This window comes from Micromonospora sp. NPDC005171, from assembly GCF_040608575.1.
Classification (GTDB): Bacteria; Actinomycetota; Actinomycetes; order Mycobacteriales; family Micromonosporaceae; genus Micromonospora.
This window is the reverse complement of sequence record NZ_JBEXIM010000001.1, coordinates 531,942-549,300: the sequence shown is the minus strand read 5'-3', so window position 1 is coordinate 549,300 and position 17,359 is coordinate 531,942. Positions and strand designations below refer to the sequence as shown.

Annotated in this window: 14 protein-coding genes and 1 riboswitch; of the genes, 9 read left to right on the top strand and 5 right to left on the bottom strand. The window is 71.0% G+C overall.

Annotated elements, in window-relative coordinates; all coding sequences use genetic code 11:
- From ABZU74_RS02555 to ABZU74_RS02545, 3 genes are read left to right on the top strand one after another with little or no spacing between them, the layout of a single operon-like run.
- Complete coding sequence (locus ABZU74_RS02555; RefSeq protein ID WP_355417518.1) at positions 1–1,410, top strand: protein kinase; 1,410 nt, start codon at positions 1–3, stop codon at positions 1,408–1,410.
- The gene (gene pknB / locus ABZU74_RS02550; protein ID WP_355417515.1) at positions 1,407–3,221 is read left to right on the top strand and encodes a Stk1 family PASTA domain-containing Ser/Thr kinase; all 1,815 of its coding nucleotides are present in this window, start codon (positions 1,407–1,409) and stop codon (positions 3,219–3,221) included. Before ABZU74_RS02555 ends, pknB begins: the two co-directional genes overlap by 4 nt.
- Positions 3,222–3,240: 19 nt before the next feature.
- Complete coding sequence (locus ABZU74_RS02545) at positions 3,241–3,936, top strand: ElyC/SanA/YdcF family protein (protein WP_355417512.1); 696 nt, start codon at positions 3,241–3,243, stop codon at positions 3,934–3,936.
- 48 nt (positions 3,937–3,984) lie between these two features.
- Here ABZU74_RS02545 and ABZU74_RS02540 read toward each other — a convergent pair whose 3' ends face one another.
- From ABZU74_RS02540 to ABZU74_RS02525, 4 genes are read right to left on the bottom strand one after another with little or no spacing between them, the layout of a single operon-like run.
- The gene (locus tag ABZU74_RS02540; protein ID WP_355417509.1) at positions 3,985–4,635 is read right to left on the bottom strand and encodes an aminodeoxychorismate/anthranilate synthase component II; all 651 of its coding nucleotides are present in this window, start codon (positions 4,633–4,635) and stop codon (positions 3,985–3,987) included.
- A 2-nt stretch (positions 4,636–4,637) separates the two neighbouring features.
- Positions 4,638–4,919, bottom strand: coding sequence for a hypothetical protein (locus ABZU74_RS02535; RefSeq protein WP_355417506.1), 282 nt, complete (start codon positions 4,917–4,919; stop codon positions 4,638–4,640).
- Between the two features lie 4 nt (positions 4,920–4,923).
- Complete coding sequence (locus tag ABZU74_RS02530) at positions 4,924–6,594, bottom strand: class E sortase (RefSeq protein ID WP_355417503.1); 1,671 nt, start codon at positions 6,592–6,594, stop codon at positions 4,924–4,926.
- Positions 6,591–7,391 carry a DUF881 domain-containing protein gene (locus ABZU74_RS02525; protein ID WP_355417500.1) on the bottom strand — a complete coding sequence of 267 codons (801 nt, stop codon included), beginning with the start codon at positions 7,389–7,391 and terminating at the stop codon, positions 6,591–6,593. Before ABZU74_RS02525 ends, ABZU74_RS02530 begins: the two co-directional genes overlap by 4 nt.
- Positions 7,392–7,611: 220 nt before the next feature.
- Between ABZU74_RS02525 and ABZU74_RS02520 the strand changes: the two genes are divergently transcribed.
- From ABZU74_RS02520 to ABZU74_RS02500, 5 genes are all read left to right on the top strand, one after another.
- Complete coding sequence (locus ABZU74_RS02520) at positions 7,612–7,875, top strand: cell division protein CrgA (protein WP_238669715.1); 264 nt, start codon at positions 7,612–7,614, stop codon at positions 7,873–7,875.
- A gap of 209 nt (positions 7,876–8,084) precedes the next feature.
- Positions 8,085–10,283, top strand: coding sequence for a heterodisulfide reductase-related iron-sulfur binding cluster (locus tag ABZU74_RS02515; RefSeq protein ID WP_355418235.1), 2,199 nt, complete (start codon positions 8,085–8,087; stop codon positions 10,281–10,283).
- A 104-nt stretch (positions 10,284–10,387) separates the two neighbouring features.
- Complete coding sequence (locus ABZU74_RS02510) at positions 10,388–11,713, top strand: hemolysin family protein (RefSeq protein WP_355417497.1); 1,326 nt, start codon at positions 10,388–10,390, stop codon at positions 11,711–11,713.
- Positions 11,706–12,707: a hemolysin family protein gene (locus tag ABZU74_RS02505; RefSeq protein WP_238659890.1), complete on the top strand. Its 1,002-nt coding sequence runs from the start codon at positions 11,706–11,708 to the stop codon at positions 12,705–12,707. Before ABZU74_RS02510 ends, ABZU74_RS02505 begins: the two co-directional genes overlap by 8 nt.
- A 182-nt stretch (positions 12,708–12,889) precedes the next feature.
- Entirely contained in the window at positions 12,890–13,888 is a 999-nt protein-coding gene (locus ABZU74_RS02500; protein ID WP_355417494.1) for an NlpC/P60 family protein, read from the top strand.
- A 55-nt stretch (positions 13,889–13,943) separates the two neighbouring features.
- On the opposite strand, the gene ABZU74_RS02495 is transcribed toward ABZU74_RS02500, so the two are convergent.
- Positions 13,944–15,926: a peptidoglycan recognition family protein gene (locus ABZU74_RS02495; RefSeq protein ID WP_355417491.1), complete on the bottom strand. Its 1,983-nt coding sequence runs from the start codon at positions 15,924–15,926 to the stop codon at positions 13,944–13,946.
- 235 nt (positions 15,927–16,161) lie between these two features.
- A riboswitch (cyclic di-AMP (ydaO/yuaA leader) is annotated at positions 16,162–16,297 on the top strand.
- 13 nt (positions 16,298–16,310) lie between these two features.
- Between ABZU74_RS02495 and ABZU74_RS02490 the strand changes: the two genes are divergently transcribed.
- Positions 16,311–17,351 carry an NlpC/P60 family protein gene (locus tag ABZU74_RS02490; RefSeq protein WP_355417488.1) on the top strand — a complete coding sequence of 347 codons (1,041 nt, stop codon included), beginning with the start codon at positions 16,311–16,313 and terminating at the stop codon, positions 17,349–17,351.
- The last annotated feature ends 8 nt before the right edge of the window (positions 17,352–17,359 follow it).

Below are 17,359 nucleotides of genomic sequence, written 5' to 3'. Positions count from 1 at the left end.
ATGCTCAGCCCCGGCGTGCAGCTCGGCAACCGCTACCGCCTCGACGAGCGGATCGCCAGCGGCGGCATGGGTGACGTCTGGCGCGGCACCGACCAGGTGCTCGGCCGGACGGTCGCAGTAAAGAGCCTGCTCCCCGCACTGCTCGACGACCCGGACTTCGGCGAGCGGTTTCGCGGCGAGGCCCGCACCATGGCCACCATCAACCATCCCGGCGTGGTCGACGTCTACGACTTCGGCAACGACCAGCAGATCGCCTTCCTGGTCATGGAGTACGTCGAGGGTGACGCCCTGTCGTCCACGTTGAGCCGGGTCGGCCGGCTCACTCCGGCCCGGACGATGGCCCTCGTCGCGCAGGCAGCCGACGCGCTGCACGCCGCGCACGAGAAGGGCATCGTGCACCGCGACGTGAAACCGGGCAACCTGCTGGTCCGGCCGAACGGCACGCTGGTGCTCACCGACTTCGGTATCGCCCGCTCCGACCTGGTCGGCCAGCTCACCGCCGCCGGTTCGGTCCTCGGCACCGCCTCGTACATCTCGCCGGAGCAGGCTACCGGCGGCGTGGCCACCCCGGCGTCCGACGTGTACGCCCTCGGCGTGGTCGCCTACCAGTGCCTGGCCGGTCGGCGGCCGTTCGAGGGCGACAACCCCCTCGACATCGCGATGCGGCACGTCCGCGAGACGCCCCGGCCGCTGCCGGCCGACATCCCACCGCAGGTGCGTGCCCTGGTGGAGCGCGCGTTGGCCAAGGACCCGGCCGCCCGCTGGCCGAGCGCCGCCGCACTCGCCGGGGTCGCCCGTCAACTCAAGGCCGCGCTCTCCCAGCAGGCCCGGGCCGCCGGCAACTCCGGGCCGGTCTCCGCGGCGCCCGCCTCACCCGCCGCGCCCGGCCGAGCCCAGGTGCCGCAGGTGCACCAGATGCGTCCGCCCACCGCCCGCCCGCCGGTGGCCGGGCAGAGGCCGACAGCGATCGCGCCCGCCCAACAGCCACGCCCCACCGCCGTCGCGCCGGCCGTCCAGCCCGGCCGGCAGCCTGGCGCGCCGAACGGCTACCCGCGCGGTGCGGCAGCGGTGCCGTCCGGGCCGCCCCGGCAGGAACACCCGCCGGCGTACGCCCGACCGGCCGGCGCGGCGACGCCGTCAGCCCAGCCCCAGCGGTCCCGGCCCGGAATGGTGCTTCTCGCCATCCTGCTGGCCGTGCTGGTCCTGCTCTGCTCGGGCGTGATTTCCTACAACCTACGGAAGCAGTCGCAGGCCGGCGTATCCGCCGGGCTGACGCCGCGCACCGTGGCGTCCGGCGCGCTACGACTCGACCGGCGCGACGATCCGACCCGGACGTCGTACCGTCGAGAGGTACGACTCCAGCCGGGCAACGGCGGGACGACGACGAGCGAAGGACGACAGACGCGATGACAGCGCAGGCCCGCCTGCTCGGTGGCAGGTACCAGGTCGGCGAACTGCTCGGCTATGGCGGCATGGCCGAGGTGCACCGTGGTCGCGACCTCCGGCTCGGTCGGGACGTCGCGATCAAGATGCTCCGCACCGACCTCGCCCGGGACGCGACGTTCCAGATGCGGTTCCGTCGGGAGGCGCAGAACGCCGCCTCGCTCAACCACCCGGCCATCGTGGCGGTCTACGACACCGGCGAGGAGACCGCGCCGACAGGTGAGACGCTGCCGTTCATCGTCATGGAGTTCGTGAACGGGCGGACCTTGAAGGAGGTCCTCGGCGCCGAGGGGCGACTGCAGCCGCGCCGCGCGCTGGAGATCTGCGCCGACATGTGCGCCGCCCTGGAGTTCAGCCACCGGCACGGCATCATCCACCGGGACATCAAGCCCGGCAACGTGATGCTCACCCAGACCGGCCAGGTCAAGGTGATGGACTTCGGCATCGCCCGGGCGTTGGCCAGCGGTGCGACCACCATGACGCAGACCAGCGCGGTCATCGGCACGGCCCAGTACCTTTCGCCGGAGCAGGCACGGGGCGAGGCCGTCGACGCCCGCTCCGACGTGTACGCGGCCGGCTGCGTGCTCTTCGAACTGGTCTGCGGGCACCCGCCGTTCGTCGGGGACAGCCCGGTCAGCGTCGCCTACCAGCACGTACGGGAGACGCCGCCGACGCCGAGCGACATCAACCCGGACGTGACCCCGGCCGTCGACGCGATCGTGCTCAAGGCGCTGTCGAAGAACCCGCTCAACCGCTACCAGAGCGCTGGCGAGATGCGGGCCGACCTGCTTCGCGCCGCCGCTGGCCGGCCCGTGCTGGCCACCCCGGTGCTGCGCGAGGCGGAGACGGTGGCGATGGCCCCGGCCGGCGGTGGGGGCGGCTATCCGGCTTCCGGCCGTGGGCCGCAGACCGGGCAGATCCCGGCCCGGGTGGGTGACCCACGTCAGCGCAAGGCGTCCTCCTGGCTGATCGCGATGTTCAGCGCGGTCGGCGTGCTGGCGGTGATCGCCCTGGTCGCCGCCCTGCTCTGGACCCAGCAGGAGAAGGACCTGAAGTCGGTGCCCACCCTCACCGGCAAGAGCCAGGCCATCGCGATCGCCGAGATTCGCAACGCCGGGCTGTCCCCGAAGGTGGGTGACCCGGTGCTGGCAAGCGACTGCACGAAGGGCAACGTCGTCAACCAGGATCCGGCGCCAGCCCGCCGGCTGGAGCAGAACGAAACGGTCACCATTCAGGTCTGTGGCGGCGCTCCCGAGGTACGCGTTCCGGCCGGGCTGAGGGGCAGCAAGCGGGAGAGCGCCATCGCCCGGCTCACCGAGGCGAAGCTCAAGTACGAGATCAAGACGGTGGACGACGAGGCGAGCCAGGACGAGGTTCTCAAGGTCGAACCGCCCGAGGGTGAGAGCGTCCCCGTAAACACGGAGATTACGCTCACCGTCTCGAACGGCAAGGTTCGTGAGGTGCCGGACGTCGTGGGGTTGAGCCAGGAGGAGGCCACCCGCGTCCTCAAGAACGACGGATTCACGGCTGTCGTGCAGGACGGTCCGGAGGTGCCCGCCGCCGAGGCGGGGAAGGTCACCGACCAGAGTCCGAACGGCCGGGAGAAGAAGCCCACCGGCACGAGGGTGATCATCAAGGTGAGTCAGCCGGAGCCGGAGACCGACCCGACGCCGACGATCACTCCGACGGCCACGCCGACGACGACGCCGACCACTCCCGGCAACGGGGGCGGCATCGGTCTGCCGTTCCCGCCCCCGCCGGGCCGGCCGCAGGACTAGGCCACCCGCGGGCATCGGCATGACCGAGGCTGAAACGCCAGCGGTCGGGGCGGTGCGGCGGTGGCCTCGCCGCGTCCGCCGGCTGGCGCTCTCGGGCCTCGTCGTGCTGGTGCTCGCCAGTTCCCCGTGGCTGTGGACGACGCTCGCCGCCCGCGGGCACGTGTACGCCGCCGCCGACGCGCCGGCCGCCGACGTGGTGATCGTGCTCGGCACCGAGGTGGCTGCCGATCGGCAGCGGCCGGGGGACCGTCTGGCCGGCCGCCTGGACACCGCCGCCGAGCTGGTGACCAGCGGACGGGCCAAGGTCGTCCTGGTGTCGGGCGACGGTGGCGGCGCGTCCGGCGACGAGCCGGCGGTGATGACGACGTACCTTTCCGAGCGCGGTGTCGACAGGCGTCGGGTGGTGGCCGACCCGTTCGGCCTGGACACCTACGACAGCTGCGCGAGAGCCCGCGAGGTGTACGGCGTCGAACGTGCCCTGATCGTCACCCAGTCCTACCACCTGTCCCGAGCCGTGACGCTGTGCCGGCACCTCGGTTTGGACGTCGACGGGGTGACCGCCCGCTGCGACGGTTGTGGCGCCGCACTGCTCGCCGAGAAGTCGGTTCGGGACTACTTCGCCAGTGGCAAGGCGGCGTGGGACGCGGTGCGCAACAGACCGACGGCGGTGCGCTCGCCCGCGGACCCGGCGATCCAGCAGGCTCTGCGGGGCTGACCCGGCCGGCGGGTGCCCCCAGGGACCCGAGGCGCGTCGGCCCGGCGTTCAGGTGGTGGCGAAGGCCGCGCGACGACGGGCGTCGACCTCGGCGGCCAGCGCGGGCGCGCGCTCCAGCGCCTCGGGGTGACCGCAGCTCGCCAGCCAGTTGGCCAGCATCAGGTGACCGCCCTCGGTGAGCACCGACTCCGGGTGGAACTGGACGCCCTCGATGGGCAGCGTGCGGTGCCGCATCGCCATCACCACGCCGGAGCCGGTCCAGCCGGTGACCTCCAGCTCGTCCGGGAGCGTCTCGGGCAGCACCGCGAGTGAGTGGTACCGGGTGGCGGTGAACGGGTCGGGCAGGCCGGCGAGTACGCCGACCGAGTGGTGCCGCACCTCGGAGGTCTTTCCGTGCAGCAGCTCCGGGGCGCGCGTCACGGTCGCCCCGAACGCCTCACCGATGGCCTGGTGGCCGAGGCAGACACCGAAGATCGGCAGCTGGCCCGCGTACTCCCGGATGACGTCCAGGCAGATGCCGGCGCGGTCCGGGCTGCCCGGCCCGGGCGACAGCAGGATGCCGTCCGCGCCAACCGTGCCCACCTCGGCGACGTCGATCTCGTCGTTGCGGCGGACCTCGCAGTCCACGCCGAGTTGGCCCAGATATTGCACGAGGTTGAAGACGAACGAGTCGTAGTTGTCGATCACCAGGACGCGCATGGTCACCTGCTCGGGGAGGGAGGCGCTGGGTTGTTCTGGTCGGTGTCGTACGGCAGTTCGTGTTCATCGCCGGCCGGGGTCTCCCCGGTCACCGGGTCGCCGCCGCCACCGGTCTCGGCGGGTACGCCGGACTCGACCTGCACGTCGTCGAAGGGCAGCAGGGGCTCGGCCCACGGGAAGGCGACGTACCAGAGCAGGGCCACAGTGGCGGCGACTAGCAGCACCGAGCCGGTCAACTTGCCGAGCAGGCCGAACGGCAGCTTGCGCCAGATGAACGCGTACATCGGGTCAGCCTCCCAGCTCCGCCGGGCGGCCAGCGGACTTGGGTTGGGTACGGTCCAGTTCGGCGTGAATGATCAGCCGCTGGTAGTTGTCGAACTTCGGGTTGCACGTGGTCAGGGTGAGCATCCGCTTGGTCGCCTTCTTGTCCGGCTCGCCGGGCACCGGCGCCACCACCTCGACCTGGGTCGGCCGGACGATGCGGGACTGCGACACCCGGTAGACGTACCAGTCGGTCTTGGTCTCGACCACGATCGGGTCGCCCTCGTCCAGCTCGTCCAGCCGCCAGAAGGTGGCCCGGTTGCGGTGGCCGGCGACGGAGAAGTTGCCCACCTGACCAGGGAGCGCGCTGGTCGGGTAGTGGCCCGGGGCGAAGCGGATGTCCTGCTGGGTGACCCCCTCGACGACGACCCAGTTCTTGTCGAGCTTGGGGATGTAGAGGCCGGCGAGCGGCTTGCCGCGTACCGGTGGGGAGGGTTTGACGCTCGGGCCCACCGACGGGGCGACAGTGGGGTCGTCGGACGGGCCCCACGCCTGAGCCAGCTCGTTGTTGAGGTCGTTCTGGTGGGCGTCGACGATGGCCGACTTGCCCCAGACCTCGTAGCCGGCGAAGAGCAGGACCACCAGGCCGAAGGTGATCAGGACCTCGCCGGTGACCCGCACGCCGGTGCGCAGGCGCGAACCGAACGACGGGCGGGTGAGTTCGGAGTAGACGCTCTTGTAGCCCTCGCCGGTCTGCTGCGGACGGAGTGGGACGACCCGCTCACCGCGCCGGGGTTGGGGAGGGTCGGCGGGGTGGTCGCCGGTCGGCTCGTCGGGGACTGCGGTGCGGGGAACGGCACCCATCAACGCTGTCGAGTCCATGGTCGGTGGCCTGGTGGCGGGTGTGGCGGGCACGGCCGGAATCAGCGCGGTGGCGGCCGGGTCCGCGAGGCGATCCACTCCAGCGCTCGGTGGGACCCGGCTCGGCCCGGTCGACGCGAAATTCTCCTGCCCGGCCGCGACCCGGTCCGGGGCGGCCGGGGTGGCCGGGGAGCCGGTGGGCCGGGCGGTGACCTGCGGAATGTACGCGGTCGGCGAGTCGGCCAGCGGCGGCGTCGAGGGGCCGGAGGAGACAGGCCCGGAGGTCGTCGGCCGGGTCGGCATCCCGCCGGGCGTGGCCGGGTGGGTCGGGGCGGCACCCGGTGGGTCGCCGGCCGTCGACGGCCAGGTCGCCGCGGCACCCGGTGGGTTGCCGGCGGTCGGCGGTCGGGTCGGGGCGGCGCTGGGCGTTGTCGGTCGGGTGGACGCGGCGCTGGACGCGGGGGGTCGGGTCGGGGCGTTGCCGGGGGCAGCGGGTCGAATCGGGCCCTGGTTGGTGGCGGTCGGACGGCCGGGGGCGGTCGCGGAGGGAACCCCGGCACCGCCGTGCGGGCCCGGACCGGCAGCTGTGGCGCCCGGCCAGGGCGGCGGGGCCTCGGCGCCCGGGCGGCCCGGGGTCCCGGTCGGCTCCTGTCGAGTGCTGCTCGGCCGCGCGGGTTGTTCGGCTCGCGGTGGGTGCAGCACCGGCTCGGGCCAGTTGCTGGCCGGGGTCGGTGGCCCGGGGGCCGACTCGGGCCGGTCGAACTTGGGCAGGAAGTCCGTCGGCTCGTTGGTCTGGTCCCGGTGTCGCCCGTCGCGACGCTCGTCCGGCCCGCTCACTTGGGCACCGTAGCCGAGCGCAGGGCGGTGGAATCCTCGAATGCGGGAACTCGCACCGTCGAGGCAGTCTCCTTGTAGCCGAGCTGGTAGTCGTCGACCGCGTCCTTGAACAACCGGACTCCCTCAGAGCTGGCGAGGGCCTGCTGGAGGGCAGCGGGATCGCCGATTGCTACGATCTTGAACGGTGGGGAGTACACCCTGCCGTGGAGTAGCAGGGTGTTACCGACGCAGCGTACCGCGCTGGTGCTGAGCACGCGGACGTTCATGATTGACATGGCCTCGGCGCCGCCGGCCCACAGCGCGTTGACCACCGCCTGCACGTCCCCCTGATGCACCACCAGGTCGTCGTTGCTGGCGTCCGACTGCGTCTGGTCGAGCTGTGGGGCGTCGTTCAGCTCGACCGTGACCCCGGGCCCACCGAGGGCGGTGAACCCGGCGTCCTGGAGGCTGCCCTGGGCGCGATTCTGCTGATCCTTGATCGGGGCGTCCGAGCCGGCCAGCGTGTTGGTCCGCTGCTCGACCTCGCCGCGCAGTGTGGCGGCGCGCCGTTCGCTGGCTGCCACCTGCTCGCGTCGGTCCTCGATGAGCTGGTTGAGCTGGGGTCGCCGGTCCTCCCGGAGCGCGGTGCCGCCCGCGGTGGTCGCGGTGGTGGTGAAGAGCAACCCGGCCGCCGCGGCGATCAGGGGCACCCCGATCGACCAGCCCGGACGGCGTTGACGCGGTCGCCGGGGCAGCAGCCCGGCGGCGGCCCGTCGGAGGACCTTCTGCCAGGAGGTTGCGCCGGATGTGTACTCCACCGAGCGTTCCTTCCGCGTGTCGGGGATCGTCCGTGCCGGCCGGGCCGGTGATGCGAACAGTCCCGCCTCTTTCGGTCACTCCGTGCACCTGCCTGACCCCATTCGTGGTCCGGGCGGGCAATCGGGACTACGCTAGCTCTCGAACATTATTGGCCATGGACCGTCGCCCCCGTGCCCGGTTGTCAGGCCGGACGAGGTCGTCACCCCTCTGGAGAGCGCCGTGCCCAAGTCTCAGGTCCGTAAGAAGAAGGTGTACACCCCGCCGACGGACGTCCGTCCGACGACGACGGCGTCGTCGCGCAAGCCTAGCCCGGTATGGTTGCCGATCACTGCGGTCGCCTTGATCGTCGTCGGGATCGGCTGGCTGGTGCTCTACTACCTGTCCGAGCAGGAGTACCCGGTCATGGCGTGGGGTTACTGGAACCTCGCCGTCGGCTTCGGCGCGATGGTCGCCTCGCTGGCGTTGCTCTCCCGCTGGCGCTGATCCGTTTAGACCGTCGCGTCGGCGGCGGTCTCACGTCACCCCGTCGAGCCCCTGCCCGGCACGATCGGGCGGGGCCCCCTATGGTGTGCGCAGGCAGCGCGGCCTACTGCGAGATGACTCACGTTACCGCTGGGTAACCTTCGCGTAGGCTGCATTGCATGACCGAGCAGAGCGAGGTCATCAGGCAGCAGACCGGGGAGGCCAACTCGATGGGCAGCGTCCAGATCGTCACCACGATCCTCGCGGCCGCCATCACCGCCGTGGCGGTGTGGCTTGCGGTGCGTGCGGTCCTGAAGATGGTGGCAGTCATCCGGCTCGGGCAACCCGCGCCGGAGCGGTTCACCGACAAGGTCGCCCGCGCCAGGACGATGCTAGTGGAGACGGCCGGCCACACCCGGATGCTCAAGTGGGGCGTGGTGGGCGCCGCCCACTGGTTCGTGATGGTCGGCTTCGTCGTGCTGTCCCTGCTGGTGCTCGAGGCGTACTTCGAGGTGGTCACCACCGACGGCGGTCTGCCGTTCATCGGGCATTGGACGATCTTCGGCCTGGTCACCGAGATCATCGGGGTGCTGGGTCTGGTCGGCATCCTGGTGCTGATGGCGATCCGGCTGCGCAACCGGCCTGCCCGCCCGGGCGGGCGATCCCGGTTCACCGGCTCGACCATGTGGCAGGGCTACTTCGTCGAGTGGATCGTGCTGCTGGTCCTGATCTTCGGCTTCGTGATCCGGGGCTTCAAGGTCGCCACCGACCATTTCGAGTTCCCGTTCTGGGCCACCCCGGTCAGCCACGCCGTCGGCGCGGTGCTGCCCGACTGGGCGGACGGCGTGAGCGTCGCAGCGGCCATCAAGATCATTATCTCGATGACGTGGCTGATCGTCATCTCGCTGAACGTCACGATGGGCGTCGCCTGGCACCGCTTCCTGGCGTTCCCCAACATCTTCTTCAAGCGTGAGCCGGCCAAGCCCGCCGGCTCCGGTCTCGGTGCGCTGCGCCCGATGACCAGCCAGGGCAAGCCGCTCGACTTCGAGGAGGCCGACCCGGAGAAGGACCAGTTCGGCGTCGCCCACGTCGAGCAGTTCAGCTGGAAGGGCCTCCTGGACTTCAGCACCTGCACCGAGTGCGGTCGCTGCCAGTCGCAGTGCCCGGCCTGGAACACCGGCAAGCCGCTGTCGCCGAAGCTGCTGGTGCTCAGCCTGCGCGACCACGCGTACGCCAAGGCGCCCTACCTGCTGGCCGGCGGCGGCAAGGACCTGACCGGCGAGGAGAAGGCCACCCAGGCGCAGCTCGCGCACCTGGACGTGCTGGCCCTCGCCGAGGCCGAGAAGCCGTTGATCGGCACCGCCGAGGAGGGCGGTGTCATCGACCCGGACGTGCTCTGGTCCTGCACCACCTGCGGCGCCTGCGTCGAGCAGTGCCCGGTGGACATCGAGCACGTCGACCACATCGTCGACATGCGCCGCTACCAGGTGCTGATCGAGTCGAGCTTCCCCTCCGAGGCCGGGGTGATGCTGCGCAACCTGGAGAACAAGGGCAACCCGTGGGGTGCCCCGCAGAACACCCGCGAGGACTGGACCAAGGGCCTGGACTTCGAGGTGCCCCGGGTCGGCGAGGTGGACGACTTCGAGTACCTGTTCTGGGTCGGCTGCGCCGGCGCGTTCGAGGACCGGGCCAAGAAGACCACCCGCGCGGTGGCCACGCTGCTCAACGAGGCGGGCGTGAAGTTCGCGATCCTGGGCGAGGGCGAGACCTGCTCCGGCGACCCGGCACGACGGATCGGCAACGAGTTCGTCTTCCAGATGCTCGCCCAGCAGAACGTGGAGACTCTGAACGAGGCGTTCGAGGGCCGGGACAAGGCCAAGCGCAAGATCGTCGCGACCTGCCCGCACTGCTTCAACACCCTGGGCAACGAGTACGGCCAGCTCGGCGGCGAGTTCGAGGTGGTCCACCACACCCAGCTGCTCGCGCACCTGGTCGCCACCGGCAAGCTCACGCCGGTGCAGCCGGTCGACGGCAGCGTCACCTACCACGACCCCTGCTACCTGGGCCGGCACAACCGGATCTTCGCGGCCCCCCGTGAGGTCCTTGGCGACGCCATCGCGGGCGACCTGACCGAGATGCCGCGAAACAGCGAACGCTCCTTCTGCTGCGGTGCTGGCGGCGCCCGGATGTGGATGGAAGAGAAGATCGGCAAGCGGATCAACGTGGACCGGGTCGAGGAGGCCATGGCCACCGGGGCGAAGACGGTGGCGGTCGGCTGCCCGTTCTGCTCGACCATGCTCAACGACGGGGTCAACGGCAAGGGCGCCGGCGAACAGGTCGAGGTGATCGACGTGGCGCGCGTGCTGCTCCGGTCGGTCAAGCCCGAGCAGCCGCAGGGCGGCAAGGAGACAGCGCCGATCGGCGGCTGAGACGCGTACCCCTGGGTTCTGAAACATCGACGGCGGCGGCCCCTGAGGGCCGCCGTCGTCGTGCAAGAATCTCGCCGAGGTGAGGCGACATCGACGGCCTACTCTTGACGACGCTGTTGCCCCTGGTCGGCTTCGTAGCCCTGACCGCGGGCAACGCGTTCTTCGTCGCGGCCGAGTTCGCCCTGGTCACTGTCGACCGGGCGGAGATCGACAGGCGGGCCGCCGCGGGCGACCAGGCCGCCCTGACGGTACGCACGGCGTTGCGGGAACTCTCCTTCCAGCTCTCCGGTGCGCAGCTCGGGATCACCATCACCGCGCTGCTCACCGGCTACCTGGCCGAGCCGGCCCTGGCTCGCCTCTTCACCCCGCTGCTTCGCCCGCTGGCCGGGGACAGCACCGAGCGGGTCACCCCGTTCCTCGCGTTGGCGCTGGCCACCTTGATCTCCATGCTCTTCGGCGAGTTGGTGCCGAAGAACGCGGCGCTGGCCCGGCCCATGCCGGCCGCGCTGGCCACGGCCGGCCCGATGCACACCTTCTCCCGGACGTTCGGCTGGGTGATCCGAGGGTTGAACGGCTCGGCGAACCGGCTGGTCCGGGCGCTCGGCGTGGAGCCGCAGGAGGAGTTGGCCAGCGCCCGCTCGCCGGAGGAGCTGGGCCTGCTGGCGGGCATCTCGGCGCGGGCCGGCGCGCTGCCCACGGACACCGCGATGCTGCTGCGCCGCACCATCCGTTTCGGTGACAAGCGGGCAGCGGAAGCGATGACCCCCAGGGTGGACGTGGTCGCGCTGCGCGTCACGGCCACCGTGGCCGAGCTGCTGGAGGAGTCGCGGCGGACCGGGCGGACCCGCTTCCCGGTGTACGAGGAGACCCTGGACCTGGTGACCGGGGTGGCCGCTGTCCCTGACGCGTTGGGCGTGCCGCTGGCCGACCGGGCGTCGACGACTGTCGGCTCGGTGGCCCGCGAGCCGGTGTACGTGCCGGAGAGCCTGAACCTGGACGGCGTCCTGGCCGCGCTGAAGGCGGCCGGGGCCGACCTGGCCATCGTGGTCGACGAGTACGGCGGCACGGACGGCGTGGTGACCGTCGAGGACCTCGTAGAGGAGCTGGTCGGCGAGATCGCCGACGAGTTCGACCCGGCGAGCGTGGACGACGACGGGTCGGTCGAGCTGACCGTGCCGGGCGGTGAGCGCACGGTGCTTGTCGACGGTGTGCTCCGCTCCGACGAGGTGGCCGAGCAGACCGGCTTCCGGCTGCCCGAAGGGCCGTACGAGACGCTTGCCGGGTTCCTGATGGCCCAGCTCGGGCACATCCCGCTGGCCGGCGAGACGGTCGAGACGGACGGCTGGGAGTTCACTGTGGTCGAGGTGGAGCGGCACCGGATCGAGCAGGTCCGGGTGCTGCGCCCGGCGGATCCGGACGACGATGACTGAGCTGCTGGTGACAGTGCTGCTGCTGCTCGGCAACGGGTTCTTCGTGGGCAGCGAGTTCGCGCTCATCGCGTCCCGGCGGACGGTGATCGAGCCGCTGGCAGCCGGGTCGAAACGCGCCCGCTGGGCGTTGTCGGCGATGAACCAGATCCCGTTGATGATCGCCGGCGCGCAGCTCGGCATCACGGTCTGCTCGCTGGGCCTGGGCGCGATCGCCGAACCGGCGCTGGCTCACCTGCTGGAGCCACCGTTCCACGCGGCCGGCCTGCCGGAGCGGGCGGTGCACCCGGTGGCGTTCGTGCTGGCGCTGGGTGTGGTGGTCTTTCTGCACACGGTCGTCGGTGAAATGGTGCCGAAGAACATCACGCTGGCCGGTCCGGAGGTTTCCGCGCTCTGGCTCGGGCCGGCGATGCTGGCGTTCTGTGTGGCCACCAAACCGCTGTTGCTCGCGATGAAATGGGCGGCCCGGCGGGTGCTCGCCTTCTGGCGGATCGAGGCGTCCGAGGCGGTGAAGACGGTGTTCACCGCCGAGGAGTTGGCCGGGTTGGTCTCCCAGGCGCGCACCGAGGGTCTGCTCGACGCGGAGCAGCACGCGCGGATCACCGGCGCGCTGGCCCTGCACGCGCGGACGGCGGCGGACGCGCTGCAACCGTGGTCGACGGTGGTGACGGTGGCCGAGGACGTCTCACCGGCGTCGCTGGAGGTGCTGGCGACCCGGACCGGCCGGTCCCGGTTCCCGGTGGTGCAGCGATCGACCCGTCGGGTGCTCGGCTTTGTGCACGTCAAGGACGTCCTCGGCTACGCCGGGCAGGGTCGCCGATCCCCGGTGCCGGCCGACGTCTACCGTCCGCTGGCGGTGGTGCCGCCGGAGCGTACGCTGGCCGACCTGCTGCTGGCGATGCGTCGCGAGCGGCGGCACATGGTGCTGGTCAGCGACGGGCGGCGACCTCTCGGTGTGGTCACTCTCGACGACGTATTGACCGCAATCGTTGGATGATGGGCCAATACCCTTGGTGTGCAAGCGGTTGCACGACAGTGATGGTTACCGCGCCCGCCTTGATTACCGCCCCGAGCTTCCCTAATGTGGGGCACCGACCGCTGTGGGTCGTCTGCCTCGGCCCTTCCCTCACGCGAGGCGCCCGGCGGTCGGTTGCAAAGGAGTCGGTGCCGGTGGCAACCATGCCCCCTCATCGTCACGACCTGAATGCGTCTGCTCGCTCTGGTGGCCTGCGTCGCGTCGCGCACCGGGTGCTGATCCTGGTCGCTGCCGCGGCGGTCGGCGCCGGTCTGCTGACCGCGCCGGCACATGCCGCGCCCTCGGTCGACGAGATCGAGGCGCAGATCGACAAGAAGTGGGAGCAGTTGGAGCCCACCATCGAGCAGTACAACAAGGTCCGGGCGCAGCTGAAGGTCAACCGGCAGAAGTCGGCGGACCTGCAGAAGAAGATTGAGCCGCTGGCGCTGCAGAGCGAGCTGGCGCTCAACCGGGTCGGCGACCTCGCCTCCCGCTACTACATCTCGGGCCCGTCGCACGACATCGGCGCGCTGCTGGTCAGCGCCAAGCCGGACACGCTCACCGAGCAGCTCACCATCCTCGACCGGCTCGCTTCGCAGGAGCGCAAGGAGGTCGAGGGTGTGCTGGCCGTGCGGGCCAAGTACGACGGCGAGAAACAGAAGCTGGACGCGCTGATCGTCACCCAGACCAAGCAGCAGAACGACCTGGCGGCGAAGAAGAAGCAGATCGACGGCGAGATCAAGAAGCTCGAGGCGTCGATGCCGAAGACCACAGTGGTGACCGCGGCCTGCCCGACCATCAACGGAGTGGTCAGCGCGGCGGCCCGCACCGCGATCAAAACCGCCTGCGGCAAGGTCGGCAAGCCCTACGTCTGGGGTGCCACCGGCCCGAACTCGTTCGACTGCTCGGGGCTGACCCAGTACGCCTACAAGGCGGCCGGGATCTACCTCACCCACCACACGGGTGACCAGTGGAACGAGGGCAAGGCCATCTCGCGGGGCGATGCCCGCCCCGGTGACCTGGTCTTCTTCTTCTCCGGCCTGAGTCATGTCGGGCTGTATCTGGGCAACAACCAGATGGTGCACGCGCCACGTGCCGGCAAGCCGGTACAGGTGTCCAGCATCACCACCATGCCCATCGCCGGGTTCCGCAGACCCGGCTGATCCACCTCGCGCGACACGACGGCCCCCGGTCACCGACCGGGGGCCGTCGTGGTTGTCAGCGGGGCGCGCCCACCGGGGACGGCAACAGCTGTACGTCGGCGAGGTCGACGTACATGATCCGGTGGCCGAACTGGATCTGCGCGTAGCGGTTCTTGCCGCGGATCACCGTCCAGTCGCCGGGTGACGAGCCGTCGAACGTGCTGGCCCGGTAGTACTCGCCGGCCAGTACCGCGCCGACGGCGTACCGCTGCCCGGCGGCCAGGGTGTACTGGAGCGGGGATATCGTCTGGTAGGGCACCCCGTCCGGGTACGCCGCCTGCTCCGGGTACGCCCGTCCGTAGACCGGAATCGTGGTTCGGCCGGGCTTCGGCGTGGCCACCACGCCGACGGTCCAGCTGGCGGTCGGCGCGGACGCCGGGTTGTGGAACCAGGCCCGTTGCCCGAGGTACCAGATCGCCGTCCAGTCACCCTGCCGCCCGGCCAACGCGTACGTCTGCCCGGCGGATGCCCGGGCCCCGTGGTCGGAGACGAGCATCGTGTTCGGTGTGCCGTCCGGGCGGAGCGCGATGTCGTTGACCAGCGGCGCGTCCGCCGACGGTGCGCTGCGCAGCACCACAGCGGAGGAGCCGCGCGGCGCGCAGGGCACGCCCGCGGTGACGCAGCCGGTGAACGTCGGCTGGTTGGTGGCGTAGTCCGGGTCGATCCGGACCAGACCGGTGGCCGGGGTGCCGGTGTCGAGTCGCGGCGCGTGCAGCAGGTTGAAGTAGTGGGTCCAGTCCCAGTAGGGCCCCGGGTCCCAGTGCATGCCGCTCACGGTGGACGCGACGGTGCCGGGCACGTTGTCGTGGCCGATGATGTGCTGGCGGTCCAGCGGGATGCCGTACCGCAGCGCCAGGTGCTGGACCAGCTTCGCCGAGGTCCGGTACATCGCCTCGGTGTACCAGGTGCCCTGCGCCGCGAAGCCCTCGTGTTCCAGCCCGATCGACTTCGCGTTGACGTACCAGTTGCCGGCGTGCCAGCCGACGTCCTTGGTCTTCACGTGCTGGGCGATGTGCCCGTCGACCGAGCGCAGCGAGTAGTGCCAGCTCACGTAGGTCGGGTCCTGGACGAGTTTCAGGGTCGTCGCCCAACTCGCCTCGGTGTCGTGGATGACGATGTACTCAATCTTCTGCCGGGCGGGCCGGTCGGAGAGATCGTGGTTGCCGTAGTCCCCGTCGCCGAACGCCTCATAGGGGGCCGGGATCCACTCGCAGGAGATGGTGCGCGGGCACTCCACCCCGTCCGGGCGGGTCAGCCGGCGTAGGCCCAGCCGGTCCAACCAGGAACGCTCGGGCTGCACCGCGCGGGCCGGCAGGGTGATCCGCTGGCCGTCGTCGGTCACCCGGGACTGGCCCGCGCCGATGGTGGTGAAGACCTCGTCGGCGAAGGCCGCCGCGGCGTCGGCGCTGTCCGCGCCCGAGTAGCGGGCCACCGCGCCGTACCAGGCCGCCGGGTCGGTGTCGGTGCCGACCGGCGCGCCCAGATCCTTCTGGTACGCGCTCAGCAGCGCGGCCCCACCCCGGATGTTGAGGACCGCGTCGGTGCGCAGTGCCTCGGGGGCGGCGCCGGTCAGCGCGGCGGCGGCGTCCACGGTCTGCAACGCGGCGGTGGTCGGGGCGGGCGCCTCGACCGGTCGGGGCGCGGGCACCCGGCTGGGACGGGAGTCGTCCCCGCGTGGGTCCTCGTCGCCGGCGTCGTGGTGGCCGCGTCCGGGTAGGGCGGTCACGTGCCGCGCGTCGGTCAGGTGCATCGGGCCGTAGCCGCCACTGGTGCTCGGTGTGCCGGCGTTGGTGTCCCAGCGCGACTCCAGGTAGGAGACGCCGAGCAGCACGACGTTCGGCACGCCGTAATCGGTGGCCGCGGCGGCGTACTGCTGCTGGCGGTCGGTGGTGGGCGCGGCGGCGGCCGGGCCGACGGAGAGTGGCACCGTGGTCGCGGCGGCGACCACGGTGGCGGCGAGCAGTGCGCGCCAGCCGGTCGACAGGGTTGGATGGTGCATCGAACCCCCTAGATTCTCGCGGAGTGAGGTCAGGTCACCATCGCGCCGTCCGGGAGGTCAGGTCAATACCTTTCCATCTATCGAAGCCTTTAGAAAGAATTCTTCACACACGGTCGGTGACCTCGTCCAATCGGTACGGAGTGTCACGGCCGCACGGGTTGCGGATTGGTAACAGGCGTCTCTACTCTGGTCATTCGTCGGCCCGACAGCAGCTCCGCCCAGCCCGGGCGGTAACGGACCGACACCGCCGAGTCGTTTCCGAGCGAACCGGGGACCCAGGTCCCTCGGGGTGAATCCGCAGCAACTGCGGTAGGGCGCCGACTTCCCGCCCGAACCCGTCAGCTAACCCGGTAGGCGGTCAGGAAGAAGGAGTACGGAACCCCGGTGGCACTCCATGCCCCGCGGCCGTCGTCCGAGCGGTCGGCATCAGCCGGCCCGGCGTCGATCGTGCCGCGCCCACGCTGGTCCCGCTTCACCACCGCACTCGCCGCGCTGGCCGGCGTCGCCGTCGTCCTGACCGGCAGTGCCACGGCGGCCCACGCCGACCCGTCCGTCGCCGAGATCGAGCGCCAGATCGACGCCGACTGGAACAAGCTCGAACCGATCATCGAACGGCACAACGCCACCCGGATCGACCTCGCCGCGAAGCGCAAGCAGGCCGACGCGCTGGCCGCCCGGATCACTCCGCTGGAGCGCCAGGTCGACGCCGCGATGGACAAGGTCAGCGCGCTGGCCGTACGCGCCTACAAGGGTGAGAACGTCTCGACCGTCAATGCGGTGCTCGGCAGCCGGTCCCCCAGCGAGGTGGTCGGCCAGCTCGAAATGCTCGACCGCTTCGCGCACAACCAGCAGAAGGACGTACGCCAGGTCGCCGACCTGCGCGACCAGTTGGCCGCGCAGAAGGCGCCGCTGGACGAGATGGTGGCCCAGCTGACCCGCACCGAAGCCCAGCTGGCGGCGAAGAAGAAGCAGATCAACGAAGAGATCGACCGCCTACAGAAGCTGCGCCTCAAGGTGTACGGCAACGGCGGCGGGGGTCCGCTGCGCCCGGCGCCCTGCCCGGGCAGCTACCCCGGCGGCGCAGCGGGCACAGCCGTCAAATTCGCCTGCGCGCAGATCGGCAAGCCCTACGTCTGGGGTGCCGAGGGCCCGAACTCGTACGACTGCTCCGGGCTGATGTTGGCCGCCTGGGCGAAGGCCGGTGTGTCGCTGCCGCACAACGCCGCCGCGCAGAGCCGCGTCACCAAGAACGTCAGCAGGGGCGACCTGCGCCCCGGCGACCTGGTCTTCTACTACAGCGACATCCACCATGTCGGGATGTACGTCGGCGGCGGCTGGGTGGTGCACGCCTCGCAGGCCGGCCAACCGATCAAGATGAAGAAGGTCGACGACGGCCCGATCCACAGCTACGGCCGCCCAGGCTGACCCCGGGT